The sequence below is a fragment of the Streptomyces sp. NPDC058052 genome, assembly GCF_042885515.1.
In the GTDB taxonomy this organism is placed as follows: Bacteria; Actinomycetota; Actinomycetes; order Streptomycetales; family Streptomycetaceae; genus Streptomyces.
In genome coordinates, this window is sequence record NZ_JBHVRX010000019.1 from 52,830 (window position 1) to 78,537 (window position 25,708).

Annotated in this window: 24 protein-coding genes; 13 read left to right on the forward strand and 11 right to left on the reverse strand. The window is 72.8% G+C overall.

Annotation, left to right across the window (positions count from 1 at the left end; all coding sequences use genetic code 11):
- Positions 1-4: 4 nt before the first annotated feature.
- A complete protein-coding gene (locus ACFVU3_RS24800; RefSeq protein ID WP_030494815.1) occupies positions 5-364 on the reverse strand; it encodes an NADH-quinone oxidoreductase subunit A in 360 nt (119 codons plus the stop codon).
- 691 nt (positions 365-1,055) lie between these two features.
- On the opposite strand from ACFVU3_RS24800, the gene ACFVU3_RS24805 reads away from it, so the two are divergent.
- Positions 1,056-1,973 carry a C40 family peptidase gene (locus ACFVU3_RS24805; protein ID WP_390069385.1) on the forward strand — a complete coding sequence of 306 codons (918 nt, stop codon included), beginning with the start codon at positions 1,056-1,058 and terminating at the stop codon, positions 1,971-1,973.
- A 78-nt stretch (positions 1,974-2,051) separates the two neighbouring features.
- On the opposite strand, the gene ACFVU3_RS24810 is transcribed toward ACFVU3_RS24805, so the two are convergent.
- On the reverse strand, positions 2,052-3,338 hold the full coding sequence (locus ACFVU3_RS24810; protein ID WP_390069387.1) for a geranylgeranyl reductase family protein: 1,287 nt from the start codon (positions 3,336-3,338) through the stop codon (positions 2,052-2,054).
- A 194-nt stretch (positions 3,339-3,532) separates the two neighbouring features.
- Positions 3,533-4,228, reverse strand: coding sequence for a demethylmenaquinone methyltransferase (locus tag ACFVU3_RS24815; protein ID WP_390069389.1), 696 nt, complete (start codon positions 4,226-4,228; stop codon positions 3,533-3,535).
- 170 nt (positions 4,229-4,398) lie between these two features.
- Between ACFVU3_RS24815 and ACFVU3_RS24820 the strand changes: the two genes are divergently transcribed.
- Together ACFVU3_RS24820 and ACFVU3_RS24825 are read left to right on the forward strand one after the other, a co-directional pair.
- Positions 4,399-4,908: a SigE family RNA polymerase sigma factor gene (locus tag ACFVU3_RS24820; protein WP_390069391.1), complete on the forward strand. Its 510-nt coding sequence runs from the start codon at positions 4,399-4,401 to the stop codon at positions 4,906-4,908.
- An 8-nt stretch (positions 4,909-4,916) separates the two neighbouring features.
- Positions 4,917-5,747, forward strand: a complete 831-nt coding sequence (locus tag ACFVU3_RS24825) for a hypothetical protein (protein WP_390069393.1) — start codon at positions 4,917-4,919, stop codon at positions 5,745-5,747.
- Positions 5,748-5,760: 13 nt separating this feature from the next.
- On the opposite strand, the gene ACFVU3_RS24830 is transcribed toward ACFVU3_RS24825, so the two are convergent.
- The 3 genes from ACFVU3_RS24830 to ACFVU3_RS24840 all read right to left on the reverse strand — a co-directional run bounded on the left by ACFVU3_RS24830 (position 5,761) and on the right by ACFVU3_RS24840 (position 8,703).
- Positions 5,761-6,360: a hypothetical protein gene (locus ACFVU3_RS24830; RefSeq protein WP_390069394.1), complete on the reverse strand. Its 600-nt coding sequence runs from the start codon at positions 6,358-6,360 to the stop codon at positions 5,761-5,763.
- 7 nt (positions 6,361-6,367) lie between these two features.
- On the reverse strand, positions 6,368-7,582 hold the full coding sequence (gene mqnC, locus ACFVU3_RS24835) for a cyclic dehypoxanthinyl futalosine synthase (RefSeq protein WP_390069396.1): 1,215 nt from the start codon (positions 7,580-7,582) through the stop codon (positions 6,368-6,370).
- 254 nt (positions 7,583-7,836) lie between these two features.
- Positions 7,837-8,703, reverse strand: coding sequence for a menaquinone biosynthetic enzyme MqnA/MqnD family protein (locus ACFVU3_RS24840; RefSeq protein WP_390069397.1), 867 nt, complete (start codon positions 8,701-8,703; stop codon positions 7,837-7,839).
- Positions 8,704-8,986: 283 nt separating this feature from the next.
- Here ACFVU3_RS24840 and ACFVU3_RS24845 point away from each other — a divergent pair, with 283 nt between their 5' ends.
- A complete protein-coding gene (locus ACFVU3_RS24845) occupies positions 8,987-9,190 on the forward strand; it encodes a cold-shock protein (RefSeq protein WP_043442843.1) in 204 nt (67 codons plus the stop codon).
- 102 nt (positions 9,191-9,292) lie between these two features.
- Here ACFVU3_RS24845 and ACFVU3_RS24850 read toward each other — a convergent pair whose 3' ends face one another.
- Positions 9,293-10,165, reverse strand: a complete 873-nt coding sequence (locus tag ACFVU3_RS24850) for a M23 family metallopeptidase (protein ID WP_390069399.1) — start codon at positions 10,163-10,165, stop codon at positions 9,293-9,295.
- Between the two features lie 139 nt (positions 10,166-10,304).
- Between ACFVU3_RS24850 and ACFVU3_RS24855 the strand changes: the two genes are divergently transcribed.
- The 6 genes from ACFVU3_RS24855 (at position 10,305) to ACFVU3_RS24880 (ending at position 20,599) form a co-directional block, all read left to right on the forward strand.
- Positions 10,305-10,715 (forward strand): DUF1992 domain-containing protein, encoded by a 411-nt coding sequence (locus ACFVU3_RS24855; protein WP_390069401.1) that lies wholly within the window; start codon positions 10,305-10,307, stop codon positions 10,713-10,715.
- Positions 10,715-11,224 (forward strand): DUF664 domain-containing protein, encoded by a 510-nt coding sequence (locus ACFVU3_RS24860; protein WP_390069403.1) that lies wholly within the window; start codon positions 10,715-10,717, stop codon positions 11,222-11,224. Before ACFVU3_RS24855 ends, ACFVU3_RS24860 begins: the two co-directional genes overlap by 1 nt.
- 185 nt (positions 11,225-11,409) lie before the next feature.
- On the forward strand, positions 11,410-13,641 hold the full coding sequence (locus tag ACFVU3_RS24865; protein WP_390069404.1) for an FG-GAP repeat domain-containing protein: 2,232 nt from the start codon (positions 11,410-11,412) through the stop codon (positions 13,639-13,641).
- Positions 13,642-13,741: 100 nt separating this feature from the next.
- Complete coding sequence (locus tag ACFVU3_RS24870; protein ID WP_390069405.1) at positions 13,742-15,997, forward strand: hypothetical protein; 2,256 nt, start codon at positions 13,742-13,744, stop codon at positions 15,995-15,997.
- A gap of 119 nt (positions 15,998-16,116) precedes the next feature.
- Entirely contained in the window at positions 16,117-18,351 is a 2,235-nt protein-coding gene (locus tag ACFVU3_RS24875) for an FG-GAP repeat domain-containing protein (RefSeq protein WP_390069407.1), read from the forward strand.
- Positions 18,352-18,373: 22 nt separating this feature from the next.
- Positions 18,374-20,599: an FG-GAP repeat domain-containing protein gene (locus tag ACFVU3_RS24880; protein WP_390069408.1), complete on the forward strand. Its 2,226-nt coding sequence runs from the start codon at positions 18,374-18,376 to the stop codon at positions 20,597-20,599.
- Here the strand turns inward: ACFVU3_RS24880 and ACFVU3_RS24885 are convergent.
- Complete coding sequence (locus ACFVU3_RS24885; protein WP_390069410.1) at positions 20,593-21,015, reverse strand: ATP-binding protein; 423 nt, start codon at positions 21,013-21,015, stop codon at positions 20,593-20,595. The genes ACFVU3_RS24880 and ACFVU3_RS24885 overlap by 7 nt on opposite strands.
- A 103-nt stretch (positions 21,016-21,118) precedes the next feature.
- Here ACFVU3_RS24885 and ACFVU3_RS24890 point away from each other — a divergent pair, with 103 nt between their 5' ends.
- Together ACFVU3_RS24890 and ACFVU3_RS24895 are read left to right on the forward strand one after the other, a co-directional pair.
- The gene (locus tag ACFVU3_RS24890) at positions 21,119-21,982 is read left to right on the forward strand and encodes a Scr1 family TA system antitoxin-like transcriptional regulator (protein ID WP_390069411.1); all 864 of its coding nucleotides are present in this window, start codon (positions 21,119-21,121) and stop codon (positions 21,980-21,982) included.
- Positions 21,979-22,164, forward strand: a complete 186-nt coding sequence (locus ACFVU3_RS24895; protein WP_390069413.1) for a DUF397 domain-containing protein — start codon at positions 21,979-21,981, stop codon at positions 22,162-22,164. The genes ACFVU3_RS24890 and ACFVU3_RS24895 overlap by 4 nt, the downstream gene beginning before the upstream one ends.
- On the opposite strand, the gene ACFVU3_RS24900 is transcribed toward ACFVU3_RS24895, so the two are convergent.
- The gene (locus ACFVU3_RS24900; RefSeq protein WP_390069415.1) at positions 22,161-22,511 is read right to left on the reverse strand and encodes a hypothetical protein; all 351 of its coding nucleotides are present in this window, start codon (positions 22,509-22,511) and stop codon (positions 22,161-22,163) included. The two genes, ACFVU3_RS24895 and ACFVU3_RS24900, sit on opposite strands and share 4 nt — an antisense overlap.
- Positions 22,512-22,654: 143 nt before the next feature.
- On the opposite strand from ACFVU3_RS24900, the gene ACFVU3_RS24905 reads away from it, so the two are divergent.
- Positions 22,655-24,691, forward strand: coding sequence for a protein kinase (locus ACFVU3_RS24905; protein ID WP_390069417.1), 2,037 nt, complete (start codon positions 22,655-22,657; stop codon positions 24,689-24,691).
- 60 nt (positions 24,692-24,751) lie between these two features.
- Here the strand turns inward: ACFVU3_RS24905 and ACFVU3_RS24910 are convergent, their stop codons facing one another.
- Positions 24,752-25,177 carry a Zn-ribbon domain-containing OB-fold protein gene (locus ACFVU3_RS24910; RefSeq protein ID WP_390069419.1) on the reverse strand — a complete coding sequence of 142 codons (426 nt, stop codon included), beginning with the start codon at positions 25,175-25,177 and terminating at the stop codon, positions 24,752-24,754.
- Positions 25,177-25,626, reverse strand: a complete 450-nt coding sequence (locus ACFVU3_RS24915; RefSeq protein ID WP_390069421.1) for a DoxX family membrane protein — start codon at positions 25,624-25,626, stop codon at positions 25,177-25,179. Before ACFVU3_RS24915 ends, ACFVU3_RS24910 begins: the two co-directional genes overlap by 1 nt.
- Positions 25,627-25,708 lie beyond the last annotated feature (82 nt).

Below are 25,708 nucleotides of genomic sequence, written 5' to 3' on the forward strand. Positions count from 1 at the left end.
CCCCTCAGTCCCATTCCAGGCCGCCGCGCCGCCACACATAGGCGTAGGCGACGAAGACGGTGAGCACGAAGAGCAGCATCTCCACGAGCCCGAAAAGCCCCAGGGCGTCGAAGGTGACCGCCCAGGGGTAGAGGAAGACGATCTCGATGTCGAAGACGATGAAGAGCATCGCCGTCAGGTAGTACTTGATGGGGAAGCGGCCTCCCCCGGCGGGAGTGGGCGTCGGTTCGATGCCGCACTCGTACGCCTCAAGTTTTGCCCTGTTGTACCGCTTTGGCCCGATTAGCGTGGCCATGACCACGGAGAAGATCGCAAACCCCGCACCCAGGGCACCGAGCACGAGGATGGGCGCGTACGCATTCACGCTCCTCGCTCCTTCCAGTCGTCCTTGACCGTTGGACCGCACTGTCGGCTCGCGGAGCCCCGCGGCGACCTCCAGGAAGATCGCCGACATGTGAGGCAGTTCACAAGCCCGACGTCCGCGTATCTTAAGCCCGCCCCTCTGTGATCTGCGACACGGGGGTCACCAACGGATTTGTGATCTCCACCACCTGACGAAGGATCATGAAGCCGGATGAGCGGTGATCTTGTCGCGTGAAGCGCCCAGGTGATCACCAGGTGTGACATTCGGACCGGAAAACGCTGGTCGGAGCGGGTGGCGCTCTATCAAGAGATGGACCGTGCAAGCAAATTGGCAGTGGACGCATCCGGGTGATATAGGCATCGGCGTCGCCCGTCCGGGGGGCCGGCGGGACGGAAGTGGACGTCTCGACTCCGTGTGCGCGCATTCACGAGACGGAAGTGTGACCTGCGTCACGTCACCGGAGCCCGGAAAGAACGGGGCTTGGCCATCGGCTTCAAGAGGTGGTAAGCGAAGGGCAATTCGGGCATCTCATTGAAAACCCGTGATCAAGGGCGCAATGAGCCGTGCCCGTTTTGCCCGTTACGGCGTCAATAAGGGCGCCAAGGAAGCGGATTACGTGGTTCCGGTCGTAACTGTGGCGCAACCCACGTTTCTTGAAGGGAACCGTGAAGCCCTGATAGCGGTTGTACCCATGTCCCACACCGCTCACATACCCAGCCACCGGAAGCCCCGCCGCAGCGCCTCGAAGCTCGCGCTCCGCGCCGGAGTTGCCGGTGGCGTCCTCAGCACCATCGCGGTGGCCGGTGCTGCCGGACCGGCGAATGCCGAGCCGGTGACCGAGACCATCGAGATGCCCACGCTGGGATCGCTCGGCACTGACCTCTCCAGCGCCGTGGCCGCCTCCGCCGAGGCGTCCCAGCAGGAGGCCCTCGGCCAGAGCCTGGAGGCCCAGGAGGCCGCCGCCCTGGAGAAGGCCGCCAAGGAGGCCAAGAAGGCCAAGGCCGAGGCCGACCGCAAGGCCGAGGCCGAGCGCGCCGAGAAGGCCCGCCAGGAGGCCGAGGCGAAGGCCGAGCGCGAGCGCGCCGAGGCCGAGGCCCGTGCCGAGGCCCAGGCCCGCGCCTCCCGCGACAGCGCCCGCACCCAGCTGACCTCCACCTCGGCGTCCGACTCGTCGTCGTCGTCCTCGTCGTCGTCCTCCTCGGACTCGTCGAGCGACAGCGGCTCGTCCTCCTCCGACTCGGTCCAGGCCCCCTCCGGCACCGCCGCCGCCATCGTCGCGTTCGCGCGCGCCCAGATCGGCGACGCGTACGTCATGGGCGGCACCGGCCCCAACTCGTGGGACTGCTCCGGCCTCGTCCAGGCCGCCTACGCCGCCGCCGGCATCGACCTGCCCCGCGTCTCCGGCTCGCAGTCCTCCATGGGCACCTCCGTCTCCCTGAGCAACCTGCAGCCGGGCGACATCCTCTACTGGGGCAGCCGCAGCGGCTCGTACCACGTCGCCGTCTACGTCGGCGGCGGCAAGTACGTCGGCGCGCAGAACCCCTCCACCGGTGTCGTCGAGCGCTCCCTGGACTGGGACACGCCGTCGGGCGCCGTGCGCATCCTCTGATCGCCCGCGATCCAGACGCACGAAGGGCCGTCACTCCTCGGGGGAGCGACGGCCCTTCGGGGTTTCCCGGGCCCGGCCTCAAGCCTTCGGCGCCACCTTCGAGAGGCCGTTGATGATGCGGTCCATCGCGTCGCCGCCCGTCGGGTCCGTGAGGTTCGCCAGCATCTTGAGGGTGAACTTCATCAGGACCGGGTGGGTCAGGCCGCGCTGGGTCGCGATCTTCATGACCCTCGGGTTGCCGATGAGCTTCACGAACGCGCGGCCCAGCGTGTAGTAGCCGCCGTAGGTGTCCTTGAGGATCTGCGGGTAGTTGCGCAGGGCCAGCTCGCGCTGGGCGGGGGTGGCGCGGGCATGGGCCTGGACGATGACGTCGGCGGCGATCTGGCCGGACTCCATCGCGTAGGCGATGCCCTCGCCGTTGAACGGGTTGACGAGGCCGCCCGCGTCGCCGACGAGCAGCAGGCCCTTCGTGTAGTGCGGCTGGCGGTTGAAGGCCATCGGGAGGGCCGCGCCGCGGATCGGGGTCGTCATGTTGTCGGGGGTGAAGCCCCAGTCCTCCGGCATCGAGGCGCACCACGCCTTCAGCACCTCGCGCCAGTCCAGCTCGCGGAAGGCGGACGAGGAGTTGAGGATGCCGAGGCCGACGTTGGAGGTGCCGTCGCCCATGCCGAAGATCCAGCCGTAGCCGGGGAGGAGACGGTCCTCGGCGCCGCGCTTGTCCCACAGCTCCAGCCACGACTCCAGGTAGTCGTCGTCGTGCCGGGGCGTCGTGAAGTAGGTGCGGACGGCCACGCCCATCGGGCGGTCCTCGCGCCGGTGCAGGCCCATGGCGAGGGAGAGGCGGGTCGAGTTGCCGTCGGCGGCGACGACCAGCGGGGCGTGGAAGGTGACCTCGGTCTTCTCCTCGCCCAGCTTGGCGTGCACGCCGGTGATGCGGCCGGTGCGGTCGTCGACGATCGGGGCGCCGACGTTGCAGCGCTCGTACAGGCGGGCGCCGGCCTTCTGCGCCTGCCGGGCCAGCATCTCGTCGAAGTCGTCGCGCTTGCGGACCAGACCGTAGTCCGGGTACGAGGCGAGGTCGGGCCAGTCCAGCTGGAGCCGGACGCCACCGCCGATGATCCGCAGGCCCTTGTTGCGCAGCCAGCCGGCCTCTTCGGAGATGTCGATGCCCATGGAGACGAGCTGCTTGGTGGCGCGCGGGGTGAGGCCGTCGCCGCAGACCTTCTCGCGCGGGAACGCGGTCTTCTCCAGGAGCAGCACGTCGAGACCGGCCTTGGCCAGGTAGTACGCGGTGGTGGATCCGGCCGGGCCCGCCCCGACGACGATCACATCAGCGCTGTGCTCGGAGAGGGGCTTCTCGGTCACGGCGAATCTCCCGAAAGGTCGGCGAAGGGTCGTAGGGAAGTCTAGGACGGCCACCGCGGACGGGACCGGAGGGGCGGGGGCTGGGCCGGTGCGCTCCTCGCGCCTCCGTGTGGGCCGTCGTCCGCCCCGGCGGAACGACGGCCCACGACGGCGCGGCGGCGCGGAACGACCGCCCCCGACGAAACGGCGGGGCCCTACGGGTGCTTGAAGCCTCGGTGGAGGGCGACGATGCCGCCGGTCAGGTTGCGCCAGGCGACCTTGGACCAGCCCGCCTTCTGGAGCAGCGCGGCGAGGGAGGGCTGGTCCGGCCAGGACTGGATGGACTCGGCGAGGTAGACGTACGCGTCGGGGTTGGAGGAGACGGCTCGGGCCACCGGGGGCAGCGCGCGCATCAGGTACTCCTCGTACACCGTGCGGAACGGCGCCCACGTCGGGTGCGAGAACTCGGAGATGACGACCCGGCCGCCCGGCTTCGTCACCCGGTACAGCTCGCGCAGCGCCTGCTCGGTGTCCTGGATGTTCCGCAGCCCGAAGGAGATGGTGACCGCGTCGAAGACGTCGTCCTTGAAGGGCAGCTTCGTGCCGTCGCCCGCGGTGAACGGCATCCACGGGTGGCGCTGCTTGCCGACCCGGAGCATGCCGAGCGAGAAGTCGCACGGGACGACGTACGCGCCCGCCCTCGCGAAGGGCTGCGAGGAGGTGGCGGTGCCGGCGGCGAGGTCGAGGATCTTCTGCGCGGGGCGCGCGTCGACCGCCTTGGCGACCTCCTTGCGCCATCTCCGGTCCTGGCCGAGCGAGAGCACGTCGTTGGTGAGGTCGTAGTTGGCCGCCACGCCGTCGAACATGGAGGCGACTTCGTGCGGCTGTTTGTCCAGGTTGGCTCGGGTCACGGAACCCATTCAAGCAGCCGCCCGAAACTCTTCCCGTACCGCTTCAACCTTTCGGGCCCGGGTGTGCTCAAGGACGGTCGAACACAGCAGACGACGGCGAGGAGAGCAGGAGTGCGATGGCAGTGTCGACCGAAGTGAGACCCGGATCGGCCGCGGGAGGGGGTGTGGCGGTGGACGTGGGATCGGAGGCCGGCTTCGAGGAGTTCGCGCGCTCCGCCCAGCAGCGGCTGTACCGGACGGCGTACCTGCTCTGCGGGGACGCGGAGACGGCGCGGGACCTGACCCAGACCACGCTGGCCAAGCTGTACCAGCACTGGCGGAGGGCGGGCGCCGCCGACCATCCGCACGCCTACGCCAAGACGGTGCTGACGCGCACCTTCCTGGCGGAGCGGCGGCGCAGGCTGCGGGACCTGCTCGCGCTCACCCGGAGCGGCGGCACGGTGCCGGAGCCCGCCACCGACCAGACCGACCTGCGCGTCACGCTGCTCGCGGCGCTCGCCGAGCTGCCGCCGAGGGCGCGGGCGATGGTCGTGCTGCGCTACTGGGACGACCAGAGCGTGGCATCCGTGGCGTCGCTGCTCCGGTGCAGCGAGGCCACCGTCAAGAGCCAGTGCTCGCGTTCCCTCGCCCGACTCCGCGTACGCCTGGCCGGTGCCGGGCTCTCGATCCCAGAAAGCTGAGGTCCGCCGTGGACATCGAAGAGACCGTTCTGCTCCGCGACGCCATGGACCGCACGGCCGAGGGGCTTCCGCCGCTGCCGGACCTCGCGCCGCTCGCGGTGCGCCAGGGGCGCAGGCGGCGGGCCCGGGCCCGGTTCGCCGTCGTGACGACCGCCTTCGGCGCGGTCACCGCGGGGGCCCTGGGGCTCACGCTGCTGCCGGGGGGCGAGCCCGTGCCGGCGATGCCGGGCGCGGTGCCGGCGTCGCCCGGGGCGTCGTCGTCGCCGCCGGCGCCGCGGACCAGCTATCCGCCGGTGGTCGTGGAGGCGACGCCGGGCGTGACTCCGCCCGACAACCCCGACGGCCTGTCGGCGGCCGAGCGGGAGCGGCGCGCGCAGCACCAGCAGCGCGTCGCGGCGCTCCTCGACGAGCTGCTGCCGCCGGAGGTCACCGAGATCCGGCCGGTCAAGGACGAGGTGGCCGTCTACCGGATCGCGGCGGGCGGCGAGACCTTCCGCGCGACCGTATCGGTGCGGCCGTCCGACGAGCCGCTCGCGCCGTGCCCGGAGAACCTTCCGGAGGACCGGGGGGTGTGCGAGACCGTCGCCTTCGACGGTGACCGGGAGGCCCAGCTGTCGGCGATGCCGGTGAACGGGCCGGACACGATCGGCTCGTACGTGACGTTCCTGTACGGCAAGAGCCGTGTTCGGCTCTCCGTCGAGCCCGATGCCGTGTCGGCTCCGGTGACACCGCGCCAGCTGCTCGACGTCGCCGGGGACCCGCGCTTCCTCGCCCTGGTGGAGGACGCGGACGCGCGGCCGGTGGAGACGAAGGCGGCGCCGCCCGTCGTGGGCGGGTGATCCCGCCCGGCCGTCAGCGGGCGCGGTAGACCAGGCGCCCGTCGACGACGGTGGCGACGCAGGTCGAGGCGCCGCGGCGGACGAGTTCCGCCGTGCCGGGGACGTCGAAGACGGCGAACCGGGCCGGTCCGCCGGGCGCCAGGCGCGGCAGCAGGATCAGCGGTACGGGGGAGAGCGACGGCGGTCCGGGGAGCACCTCGGGCCTCCGTCCGACCGCGAGGCCGGCGCGGCGGACCGCGTCGGCGGCGGCCCGGGAGCGGAGTTCTCCGGCGACGGCGACGGTGCCGTGGGCCAGCATCCGCTGGACCCCGCGCCGCGCGCTGGCGCCGAGCCGGGCGGGGTCGGCGCGGAGGATCTCCGCGGCCCGCTCCCCCGTGACCGGCTCGGTGCCGTACGCGTCGGCCTCGCGCGGGTCCGGGTGGTAGGTCCGCTCCAGGAGCTCGGGGGCGTACGGGTTGAGCAGGCCGGGGGTGAGGATGCCGGGCCAGCGGCGGAGGCGGGCGTCCTGGTGCCGCTCGGCCAGTTCGTCGTACGGGCCGACGGCGGCGATCCGCGGCCCGTCGACGAGGACGGCGGTCCGCGGCGACGCCTCGGCGACGTGCAGGGTCAGCACGGGGGCCTCAGTTCGCGTCGAGGAGCTTCAGCTCGGGGTGGGCCGTGCCGCCCTCGATCGCCACGGAGGAGATGTGGGAGGCGACGCGCTCGTCGACCGGGTCGTTCGCCGGGTCGTCGTGGACGGCGAGGTGCTCGTAGGTGGTGGAGCGCTGGGCGGGGACGCGGCCGGCCTTGCGGATCAGGTCGATGATCTCCAGGCGGTTGGAGCGGTGCTTGGCGCCGGCGGAGGAGACGACGTTCTCCTCCAGCATGATCGAGCCGAGGTCGTCGGCGCCGTAGTGCAGGGAGAGCTGGCCGACCTCCTTGCCGGTGGTCAGCCAGGAGCCCTGGATGTGGGCGACGTTGTCGAGGAAGATCCGGGCGATCGCGATCATGCGCAGGTACTCGAAGAGGGTGGCCTGCGTACGGCCCTTGAGGTGGTTGTTCTCGGGCTGGTACGTGTACGGGATGAAGGCCCGGAAGCCGCCCGTCCGGTCCTGGGTGTCGCGGATCATCCGCAGGTGCTCGATCCGCTCGGCGTTGGTCTCGCCGGTGCCCATGAGCATGGTGGAGGTGGACTCGACGCCCAGCCCGTGGGCGATCTCCATGATCTCCAGCCAGCGCTCGCCGGACTCCTTGAGCGGCGCGATGGCCTTGCGGGGGCGCTCCGGGAGGAGCTCCGCGCCGGCGCCGGCGAAGGAGTCGAGGCCGGCCGCGTGGATGCGGGTGATGGCCTCCTCGACGGAGACGCCGGAGATGCGCGCCATGTGCTCGACCTCGGAGGCGCCGAGGGAGTGGATGACGAGCTGCGGGAAGTCCTTCTTGATGGCGGCGAAGTGCTGTTCGTAGTACTCGACGCCGAAGTCCGGGTGGTGGCCGCCCTGGAACATGATCTGGGTGCCGCCGAGCTCGACGGTCTCCGCGCAGCGGCGCAGGATGTCGTCGAGGTCGCGGGTCCAGCCCTTCTTGGTGTCCTTCGGGGCGGCGTAGAAGGCGCAGAACTTGCACGCCGTCACGCAGACGTTGGTGTAGTTGATGTTCCGCTCGATGATGTACGTCGCGATGTGCTCGGTACCGGCGTAGCGGCGGCGGCGCACGGCGTCGGCCGCGGCGCCGAGCGCGTGCAGGGGCGCCGAGCGGTACAGGCCGAGCGCCTCCTCGGGGGTGATCCGGCCGCCCGCGGCGGCACGGTCGAGAACGGCTGTGACATCCAACGACGTGAGGTCGGCCTTCTCGGTCACCGTTTCGTCCCTTTCGGAGGGTTGCTTCGGGGGTGCTTCGGGGGTGCTTCTGGGCCGCTGGCGGCCCGATCCAGCGTACGCCAGCGGGGGTGCGGGGCCGGGTCGGGGTCCGCGTCGGCGTGAAATTCAGATGAACGTTCCCTCGCATGAATCCCGTGGCGGGAATGCGGGGGCGCGACGCGGGTCCGGAAGGCACCGGAAGGGAATTGCGGGCACGAATTGCCCCGGGGTGATTACCCCGGTGCGGAGACGTCCTATTCCGGCGGCAGCAGATCGACCGTCACGTCCGCCGGAAATCCGGTCGTCGGACCGGTGCGGCGGGCGAACTCGCGTACTCCGGCGAGTTGCTCGGGGCCGAAGCGGAAGTCGAGCGTACGGAAGTAACGCTCCAGCAGTTCGGCGTCGAACGACTCCCAGCGGGCGGCCTGTTCGGCCACCTTGGCGACCTCGTCGAGGGAGAGGTCGCGGGAGGCGAGGAAGGCCCGGTGGACGTCGTGGACGGTCTCCGGCTCGCGCTCCAGGTACTCCTTGCGGGCCGCCCAGACGGCGAAGACGAACGGCAGTCCCGTCCACTCCTTCCACATCAGGCCGAGGTCGTGGACCTGGAGCCCGAGCCGGGGCGCGTCGTGCAGGGAGGCGCGCAGCGCGGCGTCGCCGATGAGGACCGCCGCCTCGGCCTCCTGCATCATCAGGCCCAGGTCAGGCGGGCAGGTGTAGTACGCGGGCTCGACCCCGTACCGCTCGGCGAGCAGCAGCTGGGCGAGGCGCACGGAGGTGCGGGAGGTGGAGCCGAGCGCGACGCGGGCGCCGTCCAGCTCCTCCAGGGGCCGCTGGGAGACGATCACGCAGGACATGACGGGGCCGTCGCAGCCGACGGCGATGTCGGGGAGCGCGACCAGCCGGTCGGCGTTGCGGAGGTACTCGACGAGGGTGATCGGGCCGATGTCGAGATCGCCCCGGACGAGCCGCTCGCTCAGCTTCTCCGGGGTGTCCTTGGTCAGCTCCAGATCGAGGAGCGTTCCGGTCCTGGCGAGTCCCCAGTAGAGGGGCAGACAGTTCAGGAACTGGATGTGCCCGACGCGGGGCCGGCTGCGCTGGTGCTCGTCGTTCGCATTGTCCACATCGCGAGGCTAGACCCGTCTCGTACGGTGGACATCGCCGGGGGACATCAGGGGCTCGCCGGCGCGCCGCGTCAGCGTGTGAGGGCCCCTGTCAAACATGCGGGTGACGTGATCTTTCCCTCTATCGCTGTGTGCACGCTGCGTGCTACGCTCGACGCAAGTTGCAGTTTGGTTTCCCTTGCAGTACAGAGCCTGCGGAGCATGTGACCCGCAGGCTTTTGTAGTTTTCAGACTTGTTTGCAGGTTCTGGAGCAGGGCGACCCTTTGGCCCATAGGAGGGCTCATGGCTACCGGAACCGTCAAGTGGTTCAACGCTGAAAAGGGCTTTGGCTTCATCGCCCAGGAAGGCGGCGGCCCGGATGTCTTCGTCCACTACTCCGCGATCAACGCGAACGGCTTCCGCTCGCTCGAGGAGAACCAGCAGGTGAGCTTCGACGTCACCCAGGGCCCGAAGGGTCCGCAGGCGGAGAACGTCACCGCGATCTGAACGCCGTAGTGGCGATCGAGATCTTCTAGAGCAGTACCCAAGGAGCCCCGCTCCGTCCCGCAGGTGCGGGTACGGAGCGGGGCTCCTGCCTGTGCCCGGGGGTCAGCAGTCCGGGATCACGGTCCCGTTGTTGTCGCGGGCCTCGTCGTTGCCCCAGCGGGACAGGTAGTAGGCCGGGACGTGGGCGCCGCGGCCGTTCTTCCCCGCGTAGACCGTGTCCAGGTCGGTGCGGAGCCACCAGTGGTTGTAGTTGCCGGAGGCGTCGCGGACCTCCTGGCCCCAGACCTTGCAGTAGACGTAGTTCGTGCCGGCGTTCAGCACGCCCTGGGCGTCGTTCGTGTTGGCTCCGGCGTAGCCCGTGGCGTTGGCGAAGGTGTCCACCCAGTACTTCCCGCCGCCGCCCGAGCAGCCGTTGTCGCTGGTCAGGTGCTTGGATCCGTAGGAGCCGGGGTAGGGCGCGAGCGAGGCGCCGTTGATCACGATGGACTGGCCGACGCCGTTGTAGAGCTGCTCGTAGTGGATGTGGGCGCCGGAGCTGTTGCCGGTGGAACCGGTGGTGCCGATCTGCTGGCCCTGGGAGACGGCGGCGCCGTTCGCGACCGAGTAGGCGTTCAGGTGGAAGTAGTACGTCTTCCAGCCCCCGCCGTGGTCGACCACGATGTAGTTCCCGGCGCCGGACGGCTGCGCGTAGCGGTAGGCGGTGCCGGAGGCCGAGGCCAGGACCGGGGCGCCGGCGGTGGCGCCGCCGTCGGAGCGGACGAAGTCGAGGGCCTGGCGGACCTCGGCGGAGTGATGGCCGTAGGTCCACTTCTGGCCGCAGGGGAACGGGGCCTTGAAGAGGGGCGCGGCGTGGGCGGTGCCCGCCGTGCCGAGGACCGTGAGCAGCCCCGCGAGGAGCGCGAACAGGGCGCCGAGGGCGGGGATCCGCGAAGGGGCGGAGCGGGCGGTGGGGCGCGACGTACGGGGGTGACGCATGGGTCCTCCGTGGCGTGGGACGGCAGGGGTATACGCGCGTTGACCGAGCGGTGACGGACCACAGGGTGCCGGAAGACCGGGCGCCGCAGTAGACCGCGTTCCCCACATGCGGACCGGCCCCGGTACGTACGCTGGACACATGACCGAACGGAAACCGCCGGGCGTGAGCTTCGAGTCGTTCGTCGACAAGCAGATCCGGGAGGCGTCCGAGCGCGGCGACTTCCGGAAGCTCGCGGGCTTCGGCAAGCCGCTGCCGAACGACGCCGCGCCCTACGACGAGCTGTGGTGGATCAAGCAGAAGATGCACCGCGAGGGCATGTCGGCGCTGCCGCCCGCCCTCCAGCTGCGCAAGGAGGCCGAGGACGCGGCCGCGGCGGTCCTGGAGGCCGTCTCGGAGGCCCAGGTCCGGCGGATCCTCGGCGAGATCAACACCAAGATCGCGGAAGCCCTGCGCCGCCCGCCGGCCGGCCCGCCGCTGAACCTGACGCCCTTCGACGTCGAGGCGGAGCTGACCCGGTGGCGGGAGGCGCGCGACCCCAAGGGGGCGTGATGAATAGTGCCGGCCTGCTGCTCGACTCCTTCGGCCGGATCCGGGAGGCCGTCCACGCGGCCGTCGAGGGTCTCGGCGAGGAGGACCTGGCCGCCCGGATCGATCCGGACGCCAACTCGATCGCCTGGCTCGTCTGGCACCTCACCCGCATCCAGGACGACCACCTGGCGGGCGCCTTCGGTACGGAGCAGCTGTGGCGCTCCGACGGCTGGCGGGACCGCTTCGGCCTGCCGTTCCCGCCCTCGGCGACCGGCTACGGGCACACGTCCGCGCAGGTCGGGTCCGTACGGGCGCCGGGCGCGCTGCTGCTCGGCTACCACGACGCCGTGCACGAGCGGACGGCCTCGCTGCTGGCCCCGGTCACCGACGCGGACCTGGACCGGGTCGTCGACACCGCCTGGGACCCGCCGGTGACGCTGGGCGTGCGCCTGGTGTCGGTGATCGCCGAGGACCTCCAGCACGCCGGACAGGCGGCGTACGCGCGGGGGGTGGTGGAGCGGAGGGGGTGACCGCTCCGGGCGGTGCGGGCGCTCCGGGCGGTGCGGGCGCTCCGGGCGCTCCGGGCGGTGCGGACGCGGGTGCGGACACCCCTCGTTCGAACTGATCCTCGATCTTCCGTACAACCACAGACCCCGATCATGAGTCTGACCCGGCACGGCACTCCCCGTGCCGGGTCTTTCCCTGGGGGTTCACTGTGCAGTTCCGCTCCACCGGCACCCGTCTCGCCTCCGCCGCCACGGCCGTCCTGGCCGTCACCGCGCTCGGCGCGGGCACGCTCGCCATGGCGCCGGCCGCCTTCGCGGCCACCTCGGGTCCCGTCCCGGCCGCGCAGCAGGCCGACGAGGCGCTTCCCCTCCTGCCGGAGGGCATGGATCTCGGCGGCGTGGGCGCCTCCGGCTTCCTCACGTACTCCCTCACCCACGACGGCAGCTACAACATGCTCTGGACGCCGTTCGACGGCGGCGCCGCGACCCGGGTCGAGGTGCCCGAGGGCGGCGGCTGGACGACCGGTCCCGGCGACGTGCTCGTCCTCGGCGACGACGGCTGGTCCGCCGAGTTCCGCCGGCTCACCCTGCGCGACCTGTCCGCCCCCGGCACCCCGGACGTGACCCTCGACCTCGCCGCGCTGAACGGCACCTTCGTGGCCGCGCTGAGCCGGACGAGCGTGCTCGCGCAGCTGAAGCGGGCCGACGGCGGGACCGAGCTGCACATCGTCACCAAGGACGGCTCCACCACCTCCACCCGCAAGGTCACGGGCCTTCCCGACGAGGCCGCCGACTTCTCCGGTTCGAAGGCGAGGGACGGCTCCGGCGCCGTCGCCGTCGCGTACGAGCGGGGCCCGGCGGACCTGCGGAGCGGCGGCCGGGCCGTCATCGACCCGGTGACCGCCACGGCGACCGAGACCTACCCCGCCTCCGACTCCGGCTACGGCTGGAGCGGGCCGGACCTCTCCGACTCCCATCTGTCCTGGTACCGGTTCGACGAATCCCTCGGCGGCGTCGTCCAGACCGTCGACCGGAAGACGGGCCAGGGCAAGGCGGTCCAGCTCGGCGCCCACGACGGCGAGTGGTACCACACCCTCACCGGCGAGTGGCTGATCTACGGCAACCCCCAGACGCCGCCCCGGGCCGTCTCCCTGACCAGCGGCAAGACCGTCGCGCTGCTGGACTCCGCCACCGCCGCGACGACCACCGACGACGGCAGCGTCATCATGCGCGGCGCGCGGGCCGCCGACGGCAAGGGGCTCTTCCGGATCGTGCTCGCGGCGGACGGCACGCCGACGATCACCAAGGCGGCCGACGAGGGCAGGCTGGTCGACCTGAGGATCGAGCAGGTCGAGGTCCCCCGCACGGTGGAGCTCGACAGGACCGGCGGACGGGTCGACCTGGCGTGGACGCTGTCCCACCGCGAGGCGTACGTCGACGTCGTCCTGACGCACGCCGAGACGGGCAAGCAGTACCACGACCGGATCCTCCCTCCCGGCTCCGGCAACCGCTACGCCCTCACCTGGGACGCCGTCATCGACGGCGCGGACGCGCCCGACGGCACCTACGCGGTGGACGCCGAGGCCGTGCTGTTCGACGGCACCGGTGAGCCCGAGCGCGTCCAGTCCTTCATGACGCTCACGCGCGGCTTCAACGCCCACGACTTCATCGGCAACGGCTCCACCGACCTGCTCGCCCGGGACGCCTCCGGCGTGCTGTGGCTGGAGGACCTGCGGGACCGGCCGGTGGACGGCAAGGTCCAGGCGGGGCAGCGGATCCGCGTCGGCGGCGGGTGGAACACGTACAAGCAGATCGAGGCGGCCGGAAACATCGGCGGCGGCTTCGTCGGCGACGTGGTCGCGCTCGACGGCTCCGGTGTGCTGTGGGCGTACGACGGCCGGGGCGTGGAGCGCGGCACCTTCGCCGACCGCGTCCGCGTCGGCGGCGGCTGGGGCGTCTACAAGCAGCTCGCCGGCGGGTCCGACCTCGACGGGGACCGGCGTGCCGACCTGGTCGCCGCGGACACCGCCGGGGTGCTGTGGTTCTACAAGGGCACCGGCGACCTCGCCAAGCCCTTCGCGGCCCGGGTGAAGATCGGCGGCGGCTGGGGCGTCTACAACCAGCTCGCGGCCGTCGGGAACATCGCCGGCACGGCCGCCGGTGACCTCGTCGCCCGTGACACGGCCGGTGTCCTCTGGCTCTACCAGGGCGACGGCAGGGGCAAGTTCCTCTCCCGCGTGCGGGTCGGCGGCGGCTGGGGAGTCTTCAGCCAGCTCGTCGGCGCCGGCGACGTGAACAGCGACGGGCGCCCGGACCTGGTCGCGTACGGGGCCGGCGGCACGTACGTGTACCGGTCGAACGGCACCGTCTCCAACACCTTCACCCGGCTGACCACCTCGCTCTTCACCGGCGAGGGCAGCCGGTTCACCAGCGTCTCCTGACGCGCCCCGACGCCCCGCGGGGGCGCCGCGCGGACCGCGCGGCGCCCCCGTGGCCGTACGGGATCCCTTCGTCTTCATCGGCACAGTCCTGGGGGACTCTGTGAACCACCGCATCACCGGGCGCCGGCTCGCCGCCGCCCTCGTCACTCTGGCCACGGTCACGGCCGTGACCGGCACGCTCGTCACCGCGCCGGCCGCGACGGCCGCCCCGAGCGGCGCGACCGCCGAGGGGCGCTGCGCCCCGGCCGCGCCCGGGCTGCTGCCGGCCGGCGCGGAGATCGTGTCCACGGGCGCGTTCGGGTACATCACGGCGTGCGTGGACGAGAACGGCGAGACGGTCCGGGAGTGGCACAAGGCCGACGGCACCGTCGTGGCCTTCGGCAACACCGTCTCGGACGTCTACGAGTCGTGGTCGGACTGGATGGTGACGAACAACAACGGCACCATCTCCGCGCACCACGCGCCGACCAACACGTACTCCAACCACACGCTCAGCGGCGACCTCGTCGGCCTGGCGTTCAACGTCGCGTACGAGAGCCGGCCCGCGGCGTCCGGCACGGGCCGCGAGCTGTGGCAGCTGCGGAACGACAACGGCGTCGTGAACAAGATGAAGCTGAGCGACACCTTCGGCAACACGATGGACGATCTCACCGAGACCGGCTACCGGGTCGCCGCGGCGGGCCGGGACGCGAACGGCCGGGCCGTGGCGCTCGTCCTCATCCGGGGCACCCGCCTCACCGCCGACGGGCAGGAGCCGTACACCAAGCAGGCCCTGATCGACGCGCCCACCGGCACCGTGATCGTCCAGGAGACGCCGACCCGCCCCGGCGGCGACTGGGACGCGTCGGTGACCGCCGCGCTCACCGCCAAGTACCAGGCGTGGATCGTGAACCGCGCGGGCGGCGGGTCGGAGATCTGGGCGCGGGGGACCGCCCCGCTGAGCGGGCTCGCGAAGGAGGTCCCGCTCACCGACATCCCCGGCAAGGCCGTCCTCGCCGGGATCGTCGGCGACACGGCCCTGTACGCGGCCCAGCGCGACCCCTGGGGCGACCCGGCGGTCCGGACGCCGCTGTACGCGCGGAACCTGGCCGCGGGCGGAGCCCCGTACAAGGTCCTGGAGAACTTCTCGTCCGTGGCGCACGCGCCCGACGGCAGTCTCCTGGTGCGCGGCACGTCGGGCACGGCCGACGGCCTCTTCGCCCTCGGCGGGGACGGGACCGTCACGCCTCGGCTCGTCGCCGACACCGGCAAGGTCGTGGGCCTGACGGTGACCGGCTTCTCGGTGCCCGGCTCCGTGAACCTGGAGAAGGCCGGTACGAGCGTCCCGATGACGTTCGACCTGTCCGCCGCCGACGCGGACGTGGACCTCGTCCTCACCCACACCCGCACCCAGAAGAAGCTCACCTGGCGGCTGCCCCGCCCCGCGACGGGCCTGCGGTACGCGTACGCCTGGAACGGGATCCTCGACGGCATCAGCGCCCCGAACGGCGCCTACACCTGGCGGATCACCGCCACCTCCGACTCCGGCGGCGCCCCGGCCACGGCCTCCGGGGCCCTGACCGTGTCCCGCACCGCCAACCCGCACGACCTCAACGACAACGGCTCCACGGACCTCCTCGCCCGCGACGCCGCCGGCGTGCTCTGGCGGGACGACCTCTACGACTGGCCGGTCGGCGGGCAGGCGAAGCCGGCCAGGCGGACGAAGATCGGCACCGGCTGGAACACGTACAAGCAGATCGAGGCGGCCGGGAACATCGGCGGCGGCGCCCCCGGCGACCTGATCGCCCTCGACGGCTCGGGCGTCCTCTGGTCCTACACCGGCAGGGGCGACGGCACCTTCGCCGGCCGTGTCCGCGTCGGCGGCGGCTGGGGCGGTTACACCAAGCTGGCGGGCGGCTCGGATCTCGGCGCGGACGGCAAGGCGGACCTGTTCGCCACCGACACCGCCGGCACCCTGTGGTTCTACGCGGGCACCGGCGACCCGGCGAAGCCGTACGGCCCCCGCATCCGGGTGGGCGGCGGCTGGGGCGTCTACAACCAGCTCACCGCGGTCGGGAACATCGCCGGCGACGCGGGCGGCGACCTCGTCGCCCGCGACACCTCGGGCGTCCTGTGGCTGTACCCGTCCAAGGGGCACGTCTACGGCACCCGCGTGCGCGTCGGGGCGGGCTGGGGCGCTTTCAGCCAGCTCGTCGGCGCCGGCGACGTCACCAACGACGGCCGCCCGGACCTGATCGCGTACGGGGCGGGCGGCACCTACGTGTACGCCTCCACGGCCTCCACCACGTCCCCGTTCAGCCGTCAGAACACCACGCTCTACGCGGGCGAGGGCAGCAAGTTCACCAGTGTGTCCTGAAGCAGGCTTGACGGACTGAGGCACGAGTCCCGAACAGCCGTACAACCCTGAACGGCCCTCACGAGTCCTGTGGTTGTGGCGCACCGACGCCACGACCACAGACTTCGGGAGGAATCCCCTTGAAGCACCTCAGCTCCGCCCGCCGGCGCCTCGCCGTCGCCGTCACGGTCGCCCTCGCGGTGACCGCCGGCACGGCCGCGGCCACCGCCCCCGCGCTCGCCGCCCCGCGGACGGCCACCGCCGCCGCGACCGGGCAGCAGGCGGAAACGCCCGTGATCGGCGCCGACGCCCTGCTGCTGACGGGCGGGGCGGACGGCTTCGTGAGCTACGAGAACGTCGACGGCGACCGCACCTTCCGCTGGCACCGGACCGCGGACGGCACCGCGACCGTCCTGCCCGTGGAGTTCGGCGAGACCCCCCGGGCGGCCTCGGTCGGCGACCGGGTCCTGCTGCGGCCCGAGAAGACCGTCTACCAGATCCTGGACATGGCGGGCGGCGCCCCCGTCACCGTCGACACGTCGGCCGTCGGCACGGGCGCGGGGCTGCTGCAGTTCACCGGCGACACCCTCGTCATGCGGCAGTACCACGGGGAAGGCCGCGAGAGCCTGCACCTCTACTCCCACGCCGCGGGCACGGTCACGCACCACGCGGTGACGGGCCTCCCCGCCGACGCGAGCATCCGGCGGACCGCGTACTCGGCGTCCGGGGTCGTCGCGGTCCAGTACCGGGGCACGGTGGGCGGCGCGGTCCAGGAGCGCCTGGCCGTCGTCGACCTGGCGACCGCGAAGGTCGTCGAGGACCGGGCCGTGCCCGGTTTCTACCCCAACTCCGACATCGCGGTCTCGGCCACGCGCCTGGCCTGGTCCGAGTCGGGCGCCGACGGCGCCGTGACCCTCGTGACGGCCCCCCGCGGCGGCCAGGAGGTGACGCGGCACGTGACGCTGACGCCCCGCGGCACCGCCGTGACGACCGGCCTGCTGAAGGACTGGCTCGTGTACGCGGTGCCGGGGAGGACCGCCGTCTCGGCCGTCTCGCTGACGGACGGGACCACGGTGGACGGTCTCGTCGGAGACGTGGACCGCCTGCGCGCCGCCGGGGACGGGCTGCTGACCCAGGGCACCACCCCGGAGCAGGGCGCGGGCGTGTACCGGATCGCGGCCGGCCCGGACGGCCGGCCCGCGGCGACCGTCCTGGCGACCAACGGCGCGACCACGCCGACCACCGTCCTGACCGAACAGGTCCCGGCCACCGCCGACTTCCGCCGTGCGGACTCCAAGGCCACGCTGCGGTGGACGTACGGCCGCAGCGACGTGCGGGTGAACCTCCAGGTGACCCACACGAAGTCGGGCAGGAGCTGGTCCCAGGGCAGGACGCTCAAGGGCACCGCCACCGAGGCGTCCTTCGGCTGGGACGGGACGTTCTCCACCGACGCGGTCCCCTACAACGGGCCGGCCGCGTACAACGGCGCCTACACGTGGAAGATGACCGTCTCGTCGATGAGCGGCATCGGCGGCACGGTCGTGCGGACCGGCTCCCTCCAGGTCGACAGCGGCGTCGCCGCGCACGACTACTCCGACAGCGGCTCCCCCGACCTGCTCTTCCGGGACTCCCAGGGCCGCCTCGCCTCCTACGACGTCCGCCAGTTCGTCGCCGACCCGACGCGCGAGTGGGAGCGGACCGAGCGGGGCGGCGGCTGGTACGTCTACGACCGCCTGCTCTCCGCCGGGAACCTGGACGCGACCCCGTACTCCGACGTCGTCGCCCGCGACAAGGCCGGCGTCCTGTGGCTGTACTCCGGCACGGGCCACTCCCTCGCGAAGCCCGTCCGGATCGGCGGCGGCTGGGGCGTGTACGACAAGCTCGCGGCGGGCTCCGACCTCACCGGCGACGGCCGCCCCGACCTCCTCGCCACCGACACGTCCGGTGTCCTGTGGCTGTACAAGGCCACCGGCGACGGCGCCAAGCCGTTCGCGCCGCGCACGCGCGTCGGCGGCGGCTGGAACACCTACGACCTCCTCACCGCCCCCGGGAACGTCGGCGGCGCGGCGGCCGGCGACCTCCTGGCCCGCGACAGGGCGGGCGTCCTCTGGCTCTACCTCGGCAAGGGCGACGGCACCTTCGCGCCCCGGACGAGGGTCGGCGGCGGCTGGGGCGCCTACTCCCAGATCGTCAACATCGGCGACGCGGACCGGGACGGCCGCGCCGACCTGATCGCCGAGAGCGGCACGCAGCGGGACCCCTGGCTCCACGTCTACAAGGGCACGGGCGACTGGAAGGCCCCGTTCGGCGGCGTCAGGACGCTCGGCATCCCCTCGTACGAGTCCCGGACGGGCACCCGCGCCCTCGTCTTCTGATCCGGAAAGGACAGCCCCCCTCGTGCGGTACCTCGGACACACCACCCCCCGTCTCCTCGGAGCGGCCGTCGCCGTCGCGCTCGCGGTGACGGCCGGCGGCCCGGCCGTTCCGGCCGTCGCGGCCGGGACGGCGGCCGTCGGCGCGGCCGCCGCGCGGCAGGAGGCGTTCTCCCTTCCGGCCGGCTCGACCGCGGCCACCGGCGGCCCGACCGGTTTCCTGAGCGCGCGCCCGGACGGCACCGGGCACGCGTTCACGTGGGTCCGGTACGACGGGAGCACGACCCCGCTGACGGGGCGCCACTCGGCGGTCCCCGGCACGGACCTCGTCGTCCGGAACGACGACACCACGCGCACCGTGATCGACATGGCCTCGGGCTCGGAGGTGGCCGCCTACGACGTCCCGGCGGCCGGCACGTACCTGGCGCTGCGCCACCAGGGCGCCTCGCTCGTCGTCGTGGGCCCCGGGGACGTGCGCGTGCTCGGCAAGGACGCCCGGGGCGGGACGGTGGACCGCGTGGTGACCGGTCTCCCCCAGGACGCCCGGATGGTCGACACGTACGCGGCCGCCCCGGACAGCTTCCTCCTCCGGTACTCCGTGACCCGGGACGGCGTGACGGCGTACGCCCTGGCCGTCGTCGACGTCGCCTCGGCGTCGGTGGTGGAGACGTACGACACGCTGGGCTCGTCCGGCGGCCTCTCCATGAGCGTGTCGCGCACGCACGTCGCCTGGGTGGAGCCGGCGGGCAGCCGCGGGACCCGCCTGGCCGTGGCCGTGCGGGGCACCTCCGCGGTCACGCGCGCCGACCTCCCCGGCCTCGACAGCACGCGGCGGGTGACCGTGGACCTCATGGCCGACCGGCTCGTGTACGCCGAGCCGGGCGCCGCCACGCGCTGGACCGCCGGCGAGCTCGACCGTCCGGTCTCCGTCCCGCTGACGGACCTCGGCGACCGGACCGTCCTCCCCCTCGCGCACGCCGCCTCCGTCGTGCCGGCCGCCGACGGGTCGCTGCTCGTCACCGGCGGCACGCTGGACGGGGGCGAGGGCGTGTACCGGATCGCCCCGGGCGCGGACGGGGCCGCGCCGGCCGTGTCGCAGGTGGCCGCCACCGCCGTCCCGACCGTCCTCACGGTCCTGGAGGAGACCCCGCCGGCGACCGGCACGGTCGACCTCGACGGGGCGGGCGGGAAGCTGTCCGCCTCCTGGACGCTCAGCCGGCCCAACGCGCGCGTCAGCCTGGAGGTGACCCACACGGCCACGGGCCGCTCCGCCCTCGTCAGGGCCCGGGCGACGGACTCCGGTTCCACCGGTTTCCGCGCGGAGTGGGACGGCCTCCTCGCCCCCGGGTACCCGGCCCACGCGGGCGCGTACACCTGGACCATGCGGGCCGAGCCCGCCAACGGCATCGGCCCGGCCGCCGAGCGCACCGGCTCCTTCGGCCTGACCCGCCCGACCGCCCCGCACGACTTCGACGGCAACGGCTCGCCGGACGTCCTCAACCGTGCGGCGGACGGCGTCCTGTCCTCGTACGACCTGGGGCAGCTGCGGCGCCTGCGGTACGACGAGCCGGAGAGCCCGACGCGGATCGGCGGCGGCTGGAACACGTACAACAGGATCACGGCCACCGGGAACACCGGCTCCACCGCCGCCCCGGACCTCGTCGCCCGGGACGGCGCCGGCGTGCTCTGGTGGTACGCGGGCAAGGGCGACGGCACCTTCGCGCCCCGCACCAGGGTCGGCGGCGGCTGGAACGTCTACGACAAGCTCACCGCCGGCTCGGACGTGACCGGCGACGGCCGGACCGACCTCCTCGCCACCGACACCGCCGGCGTCCTGTGGCTCTACCCCGGCACCGGCAACGCCGCCGCCCCCTTCGCCGCCCGCACGCGCGTCGGCGGCGGCTGGGGCGTCTACGACCTGGTCTCCGCCACCGGCGACCTCGGCGGAGCCGGCGCCGGCGACCTCGTCGCCCGTGACCGGAACGGCGTCCTGTGGCTGTACCTCGGCAAGGGCGACGGCACCTTCGCGCCCCGCACCAAGGTCGGCGGCGGCTGGAACGCGTACGACGAGATCGTCGGCGTCGGTGACACCGACGCCGACGGCCGCAACGACCTGGTCGCGAAGGGCGCGGCCCTCCGGAGCGACGAGCAGCTGTTCGTCCACCGCGGCACGGGCCGGTGGTCGGCCCCGTTCGCCCCGGCCGGGACGGCGTCCACGCGCTACCTGGAGTGGCCGCACGACCTCTACTGACGCGGGAGCCCGCCGGTCAGCGGGACGGTCGCCCAGACCGTCTTGCCGACCTGGCGGGGCTTGACGCCCCAGGTGGTGGCGAGGGTGGCTACGAGGAGGAGTCCGTAGCCGCCCTCGCCGGCGTCCGCGGCCGGCGCGGGCCGGCGCTCGGCCCGCGCGTCGGAGAGCTCGACCGTCACGTGGTCCGCGCCGTACGCCATGCGGAGCTCGAAGTCCCGCCCCGGGACGCGCCCGTGCCGGACCGCGTTGCTCGCCAGCTCCGCCACCACCAGCTCCGCCGCCTCCGCCGCCGGGCCCGCGACGCCCCAGGTGCGCAGCTGGTGCGCCGCGAGCAGACGGGCCAGGCGCGCGCCCCGGGGCGTGGGGCTCAGACGCAGCGCGAACTCCGGCGCGTCCTCACTTCTTGGGGTGGTCATTTCCGGCTTCATGGCATCGAGCCTGTCCCCCCGGCCCTACGCTGACCAGCAGCGACGCCACGACGCTGGGTAACTGTACGGGTACGCCAAGAGGGCGGTACGGATGTCGGGGAAGCACGAGGAGCGGCCGGAGAAGCCCTCCGAAGTGGACGGTACGGCGCACTTGTTCAAGGCGCTGGGGAAGATCATCAAGGTGCTGCGGCAGAACGCGGGCCTGAGCCAGGCGCAGCTCGCCGCGATCACGCACTGCAGCGAGGACCTCGTCTCCGCGATGGAGCGGGGCGTACGGACCCCGCAGCCGGAGTTCCTGCTGCGGGCGGACGAGGCGGTGGGGGCGGGCGGGGCGTTGGCAGCCGCCGCGGACGACGTACGGGAGGCGTTGGCGCGGGTGCGGACCCGCCATCCGGACTGGTTCCGCAGTTTCGCCAAGGCGGAGGCCGAGGCGGTGGCACTCCACTACTACGAGGTGCAGGCCGTACCTGGCTTGTTGCAGACGGAGGCGTACGCACGCGCTCTGTTTAGAAACCGGCGCCCCCTGTACGACGAGGAGACGGTCGAGAAGCGAGTTGCGGACCGCCTCGCACGGCAGGTGGTCCTTGAGAAGTGGCCCCCTGTCACGATCAGCTTCGTCCTGGAGGAGGCGATCCTCCGTCGCCCGCTGGGGGGAAGAACCGCGTTCAGGGAGCAGTTGCGCCGCATCCTGGACATCGCACGACTCCGCACCGTGCACCTTCAGTTGATGCCTACCGAGCGAACGGAGCATCCAGCCATCGACGGCGCCTTCGCTCTCCTCACACCCAAGGGGCGCCGAGAGGTCACGTACACGGAAAGCTACGGGGACGCCCGACTCATCACCGACCCCGAACTCGTGCGTCAGTACAACGAGCGCTATGGGATCATCCGGGCGCAGGCACTCTCGCCCCGCGAGTCCCTGGAGTTGATCGAGAAGATGCTGGGAGAGCTATGAGCACCACCGATCTGGTCTGGTTCAAGAGCAGCCACAGCGGCGCCGAGGGTGGCAACTGCATCGAGGTCGCCGCTCACCCCATCGCCGTCCACGTCCGTGACTCCAAGGTCCCCCACGGCCCCCAGCTCGCCGTCGCCCCGGCGGCCTGGGCCGTGTTCGTGGAGGGCGCCGCGCAGGACTAGGGCGCGGACCGGTTGCGGAGGGCCTCCCTGAGCGTCGGCCAGGGGGGCCTTCCGTCTTCCAGGACGTCGAGGACGACGGCCAGGGCCTCCGGCGGCAGGGTCTCCTTGTGGCTCGCCACGTCGAGGACGGGGATCAGGACGACCGCGTCCGGGTCGAGGCGGGTGTCCAGGACGCCGTGGGGGACGGGGAGGACCTCGATCCAGTCGTGGCCGTGCTCGTCGGTGAGGGACAGGGGGCGGAGGCGCAGCACGGGGTGCTGGAGGCCGAGGCGGAGGCTGAAGCGGCGCCGGGAGGGCGGCTTCGGCCTGCGGTACGCGTAGACGATGTCGCCGGGGACAGGTCGCATGGGGCCAGGGTCCGGCCCCGGGGTGTCGGAGGGAAGAACTCCAGCCGTACCCCCCGCCCCCTTCCGGCCACTTCAACCACAGCCCCGTAACAACGCCTTGACGCCGATTCAGATGTTGATCGCGCTGAGCTACCCTGTGGCCCATGCAGGGGGAATTGGAAAACGACTCTAATTTGGCCGGCAGTGGCGCGATGCCGCTCGACGCGGACGACCCGCGCCGCATCGGTGCCTTCCGCCTGCTCGGCGTGCTCGGGTCCGGCGGGATGGGGCGCGTCTACCTGGGGGCCGTGCCGGGGACGTACGCGGCCGTCAAGCGGGTGCTGCCGACGCTCGCCGAGGACAAGGACTTCCTCAGCCACTTCGGGCACGAGCTGGACAACCTCGCGCGGCTGCCCGCGGGGGCCAGCACGAAGCTGCTGGCGAGCGACCGGCTCGCCAAGCCGCCGTGGTTCGCGACGGAGTTCATACCGGGCGTGACGCTCAACGACGCGCTGCGGCTCAACAACGGGCCGCTGCCCGCCGACGCGCTGTGGCGGCTGCTGCGGGAGGCGGCGGCGGGGCTGCGGGCGGTGCACGCGGCCGAGATGGTGCACCGGGACCTCAAGCCGTCCAACGTGATGCTGACCGCGGACGGGCTCTCGCTCATCGACTTCGGGGTGGCGCGGGCGGCCGACCAGAGCCGGCTGACGAAGACCGGCATGATCATCGGCACGCCGGCGTACATGGCGCCCGAGCAGGCCGTCGCGGACAAGGTGCTGACCGGAGCGGCGGACGTGTTCGCGCTCGGCAGCCTCGTGCTGTACGCGGCGAACGGGCGGCCGCCGTTCGGGGACGGCTCGGGGCACGACCTGCTCTACCGGGTGGTGCACGGCGAGCCCGACTTCGGGCGGCTCACGGAGTCGGACCCGGACCTCGCGGATCTGGTGCGGACCTGCCTGGCCAAGGACCCCGAGGACCGGCCGACCGCGACCGAGCTCGTCGGCCACGCGGACGCCCGTGCCGACGGGGTCGCCTGGCCGGAGCCGGTGGCGGCGCGGATCGCCGAGCGGGCCGCGTTCGCGGCCGGGGCGCCGACCGCCGAGGCGCTGGCGGAGCTGGAGGCGGCCGATCCCTCGCAGGACGTGGCCACGGCCCCGCTGACCCCGCAGTCGGGGGCCGGTTCGGGCCCGGCGTACGCCCTCACGGGGAAGGCGGCGGGCGAGAAGGAGAAGAAGCGGCGGAACCGGATCGTGGTGATGGCCGTGCCCGTCGTCCTCGCCACCGGCACGACGCTGACGCTGTCCCTCGTCCCCTACGACATCGGGCGGGCGGGCGCGGCGGACAAGCCCTCCACCTCCCCGACCGCCGTCCTCTCCCCGTCGGCGCAGCCGCCGTCCTCGGCCGTGCCGCCCGGCGCGCGACCGTCCGCGAAACCCTCCGCGTCCGCCTCCGGCTCCGCGACGGCGACCTCCGTGCCGCCCGGGACCCCGCCGGCGCCCGGCGCGCCGCCGCCGCCCGCCGGCGGGGGCGGGGGCGGGGCCGTCTCCGGCGGAGGGGGCGGCACCGGCGGCGGCTCGACGACCACCGGCGGGGGCGGCAGCTCGACCTCAGGGGGCTCCTCCGGCGGCTCGACCACGACCTCGGGCGGATCCTCGGGCGGGTCCACCGGCTCGTCCGGGGGGTCGTCCTCCGGCGGCACGACCACCACCCGTCCGACGACCGCGGCCCCCCGTCCCACCACGGCCGCGCCGAAGCCGACGCCGACGCCCACCTCCGGCGGCGGGGGCACGGGGCCCTCGGGGACGTACGCGCTGGAGAACGGGACCACCGGCAACTGCCTGGCGGAGTACAAGCAGCCGTACGGGGTGACCACGATCAACTCGCGGCCGTGCGGCGCCCAGCCGGAGCTCTCCGGCTACTCCTGGACCTACCGGGCCAACGCGGACGGCTCCTTCCGGCTGGTCAGCCGGAAGTCCGGCCTCTGCCTCGAAGGGGGCAGCGGATTCGCCGCCACCGTCGCCGCCTGCACCGGCGCGAGCACCCAGTCCTGGAAGTTCGGCTCCTCCACGTCGGCCGGCCGGGAGATCAGGAGCGTGAGCAACGGCCAGTGCCTGACGTCCAACCCGGGCGCCGTGGTCGTCTACGCCTGCAACAGCGGTTACACGTCCCCCCAGTACTGGCGCAACATCGGCGCCCTGTAGGCGCCGGGCGCGGGGCGGCCGCGGTGACGCTCCACCGTCACCGCGGCCGGCGGCCAGGTCCTAGGCCGAAGCGCCGGGGGACGGTGTCGCGGACCGGGCGGTGAAGACCGGGACCGTGACGCCGTCCGGGCCCTCGCGGAAGGCGACCTCCAGCGGCATGTCGACGCGGAGGTCGCCCTCCTCCACGCCCACGACCTCCGTCATCATGCGCGGCCCCTCGGCCAGGTCGACGACGGCCGCCACGTAGGGGACGCGGTCGCCGAAGGGCGGGAGGTCGTTCCGGTGGACCACGGACCAGGTGTGGAGCGTGGCCCGGCCGCTCGCGCGCTCCCAGCCGACGTCCTCGCTCCAGCAGTGGGGGCAGAACTCACGGGGGTAGTGGTGGGGGCGGGCGCAGGCCCGGCAGCGGCGGAGCAGCAGGCGGCCGTCGGCGGCGGCGTCCCAGTAGGGGCGGGTGAAGGCGTCGATGTCCGGGGTGGCCGTCATCAGAAGAGTCCGATCGCGGAGTCGAGGGACCAGGTCTGCCAGGACATCGCGAAGAGGGCGACCAGGGAGATCAGCGCCATCATCGCGTTCTGCCCCTGCTCGGCCCAGTCGTGGATCATCAGGACGAGGTAGAGGAGGTTGAGGAGGAGGCCGCCGATCAGGGCGACCGGGGTGAGGAAGCCGGTGATCAGGCCGAGGCCGAGGGCGAGTTCGGCGTAGACGACGACGTACGCCATGAGCGTGGGGCGGGGGGCGACGACGGCGTCGAAGCCCTTCTTGACCTGCGGCCACCTGTGCTTGCCGGCGACGTCGGCGGCCCAGGCGATGCCGGTGCCGCGCTCGAACCAGCCCTTCCTGTCCTTGTGGCGCCAGCTCTCCAGCCACCACAGGCCGAGGCCGATGCGGAGGACGGCGAGCCATTCGGCGCCGGTGAGCCAGACGGTCTGCATGCGGGGTCCTCCTCGACGGCACCCTTGATCTGACGGTACGTCAGTTCAGCGCAGCGCCCCCGCCCTCCGCAAGGGGTCGGAG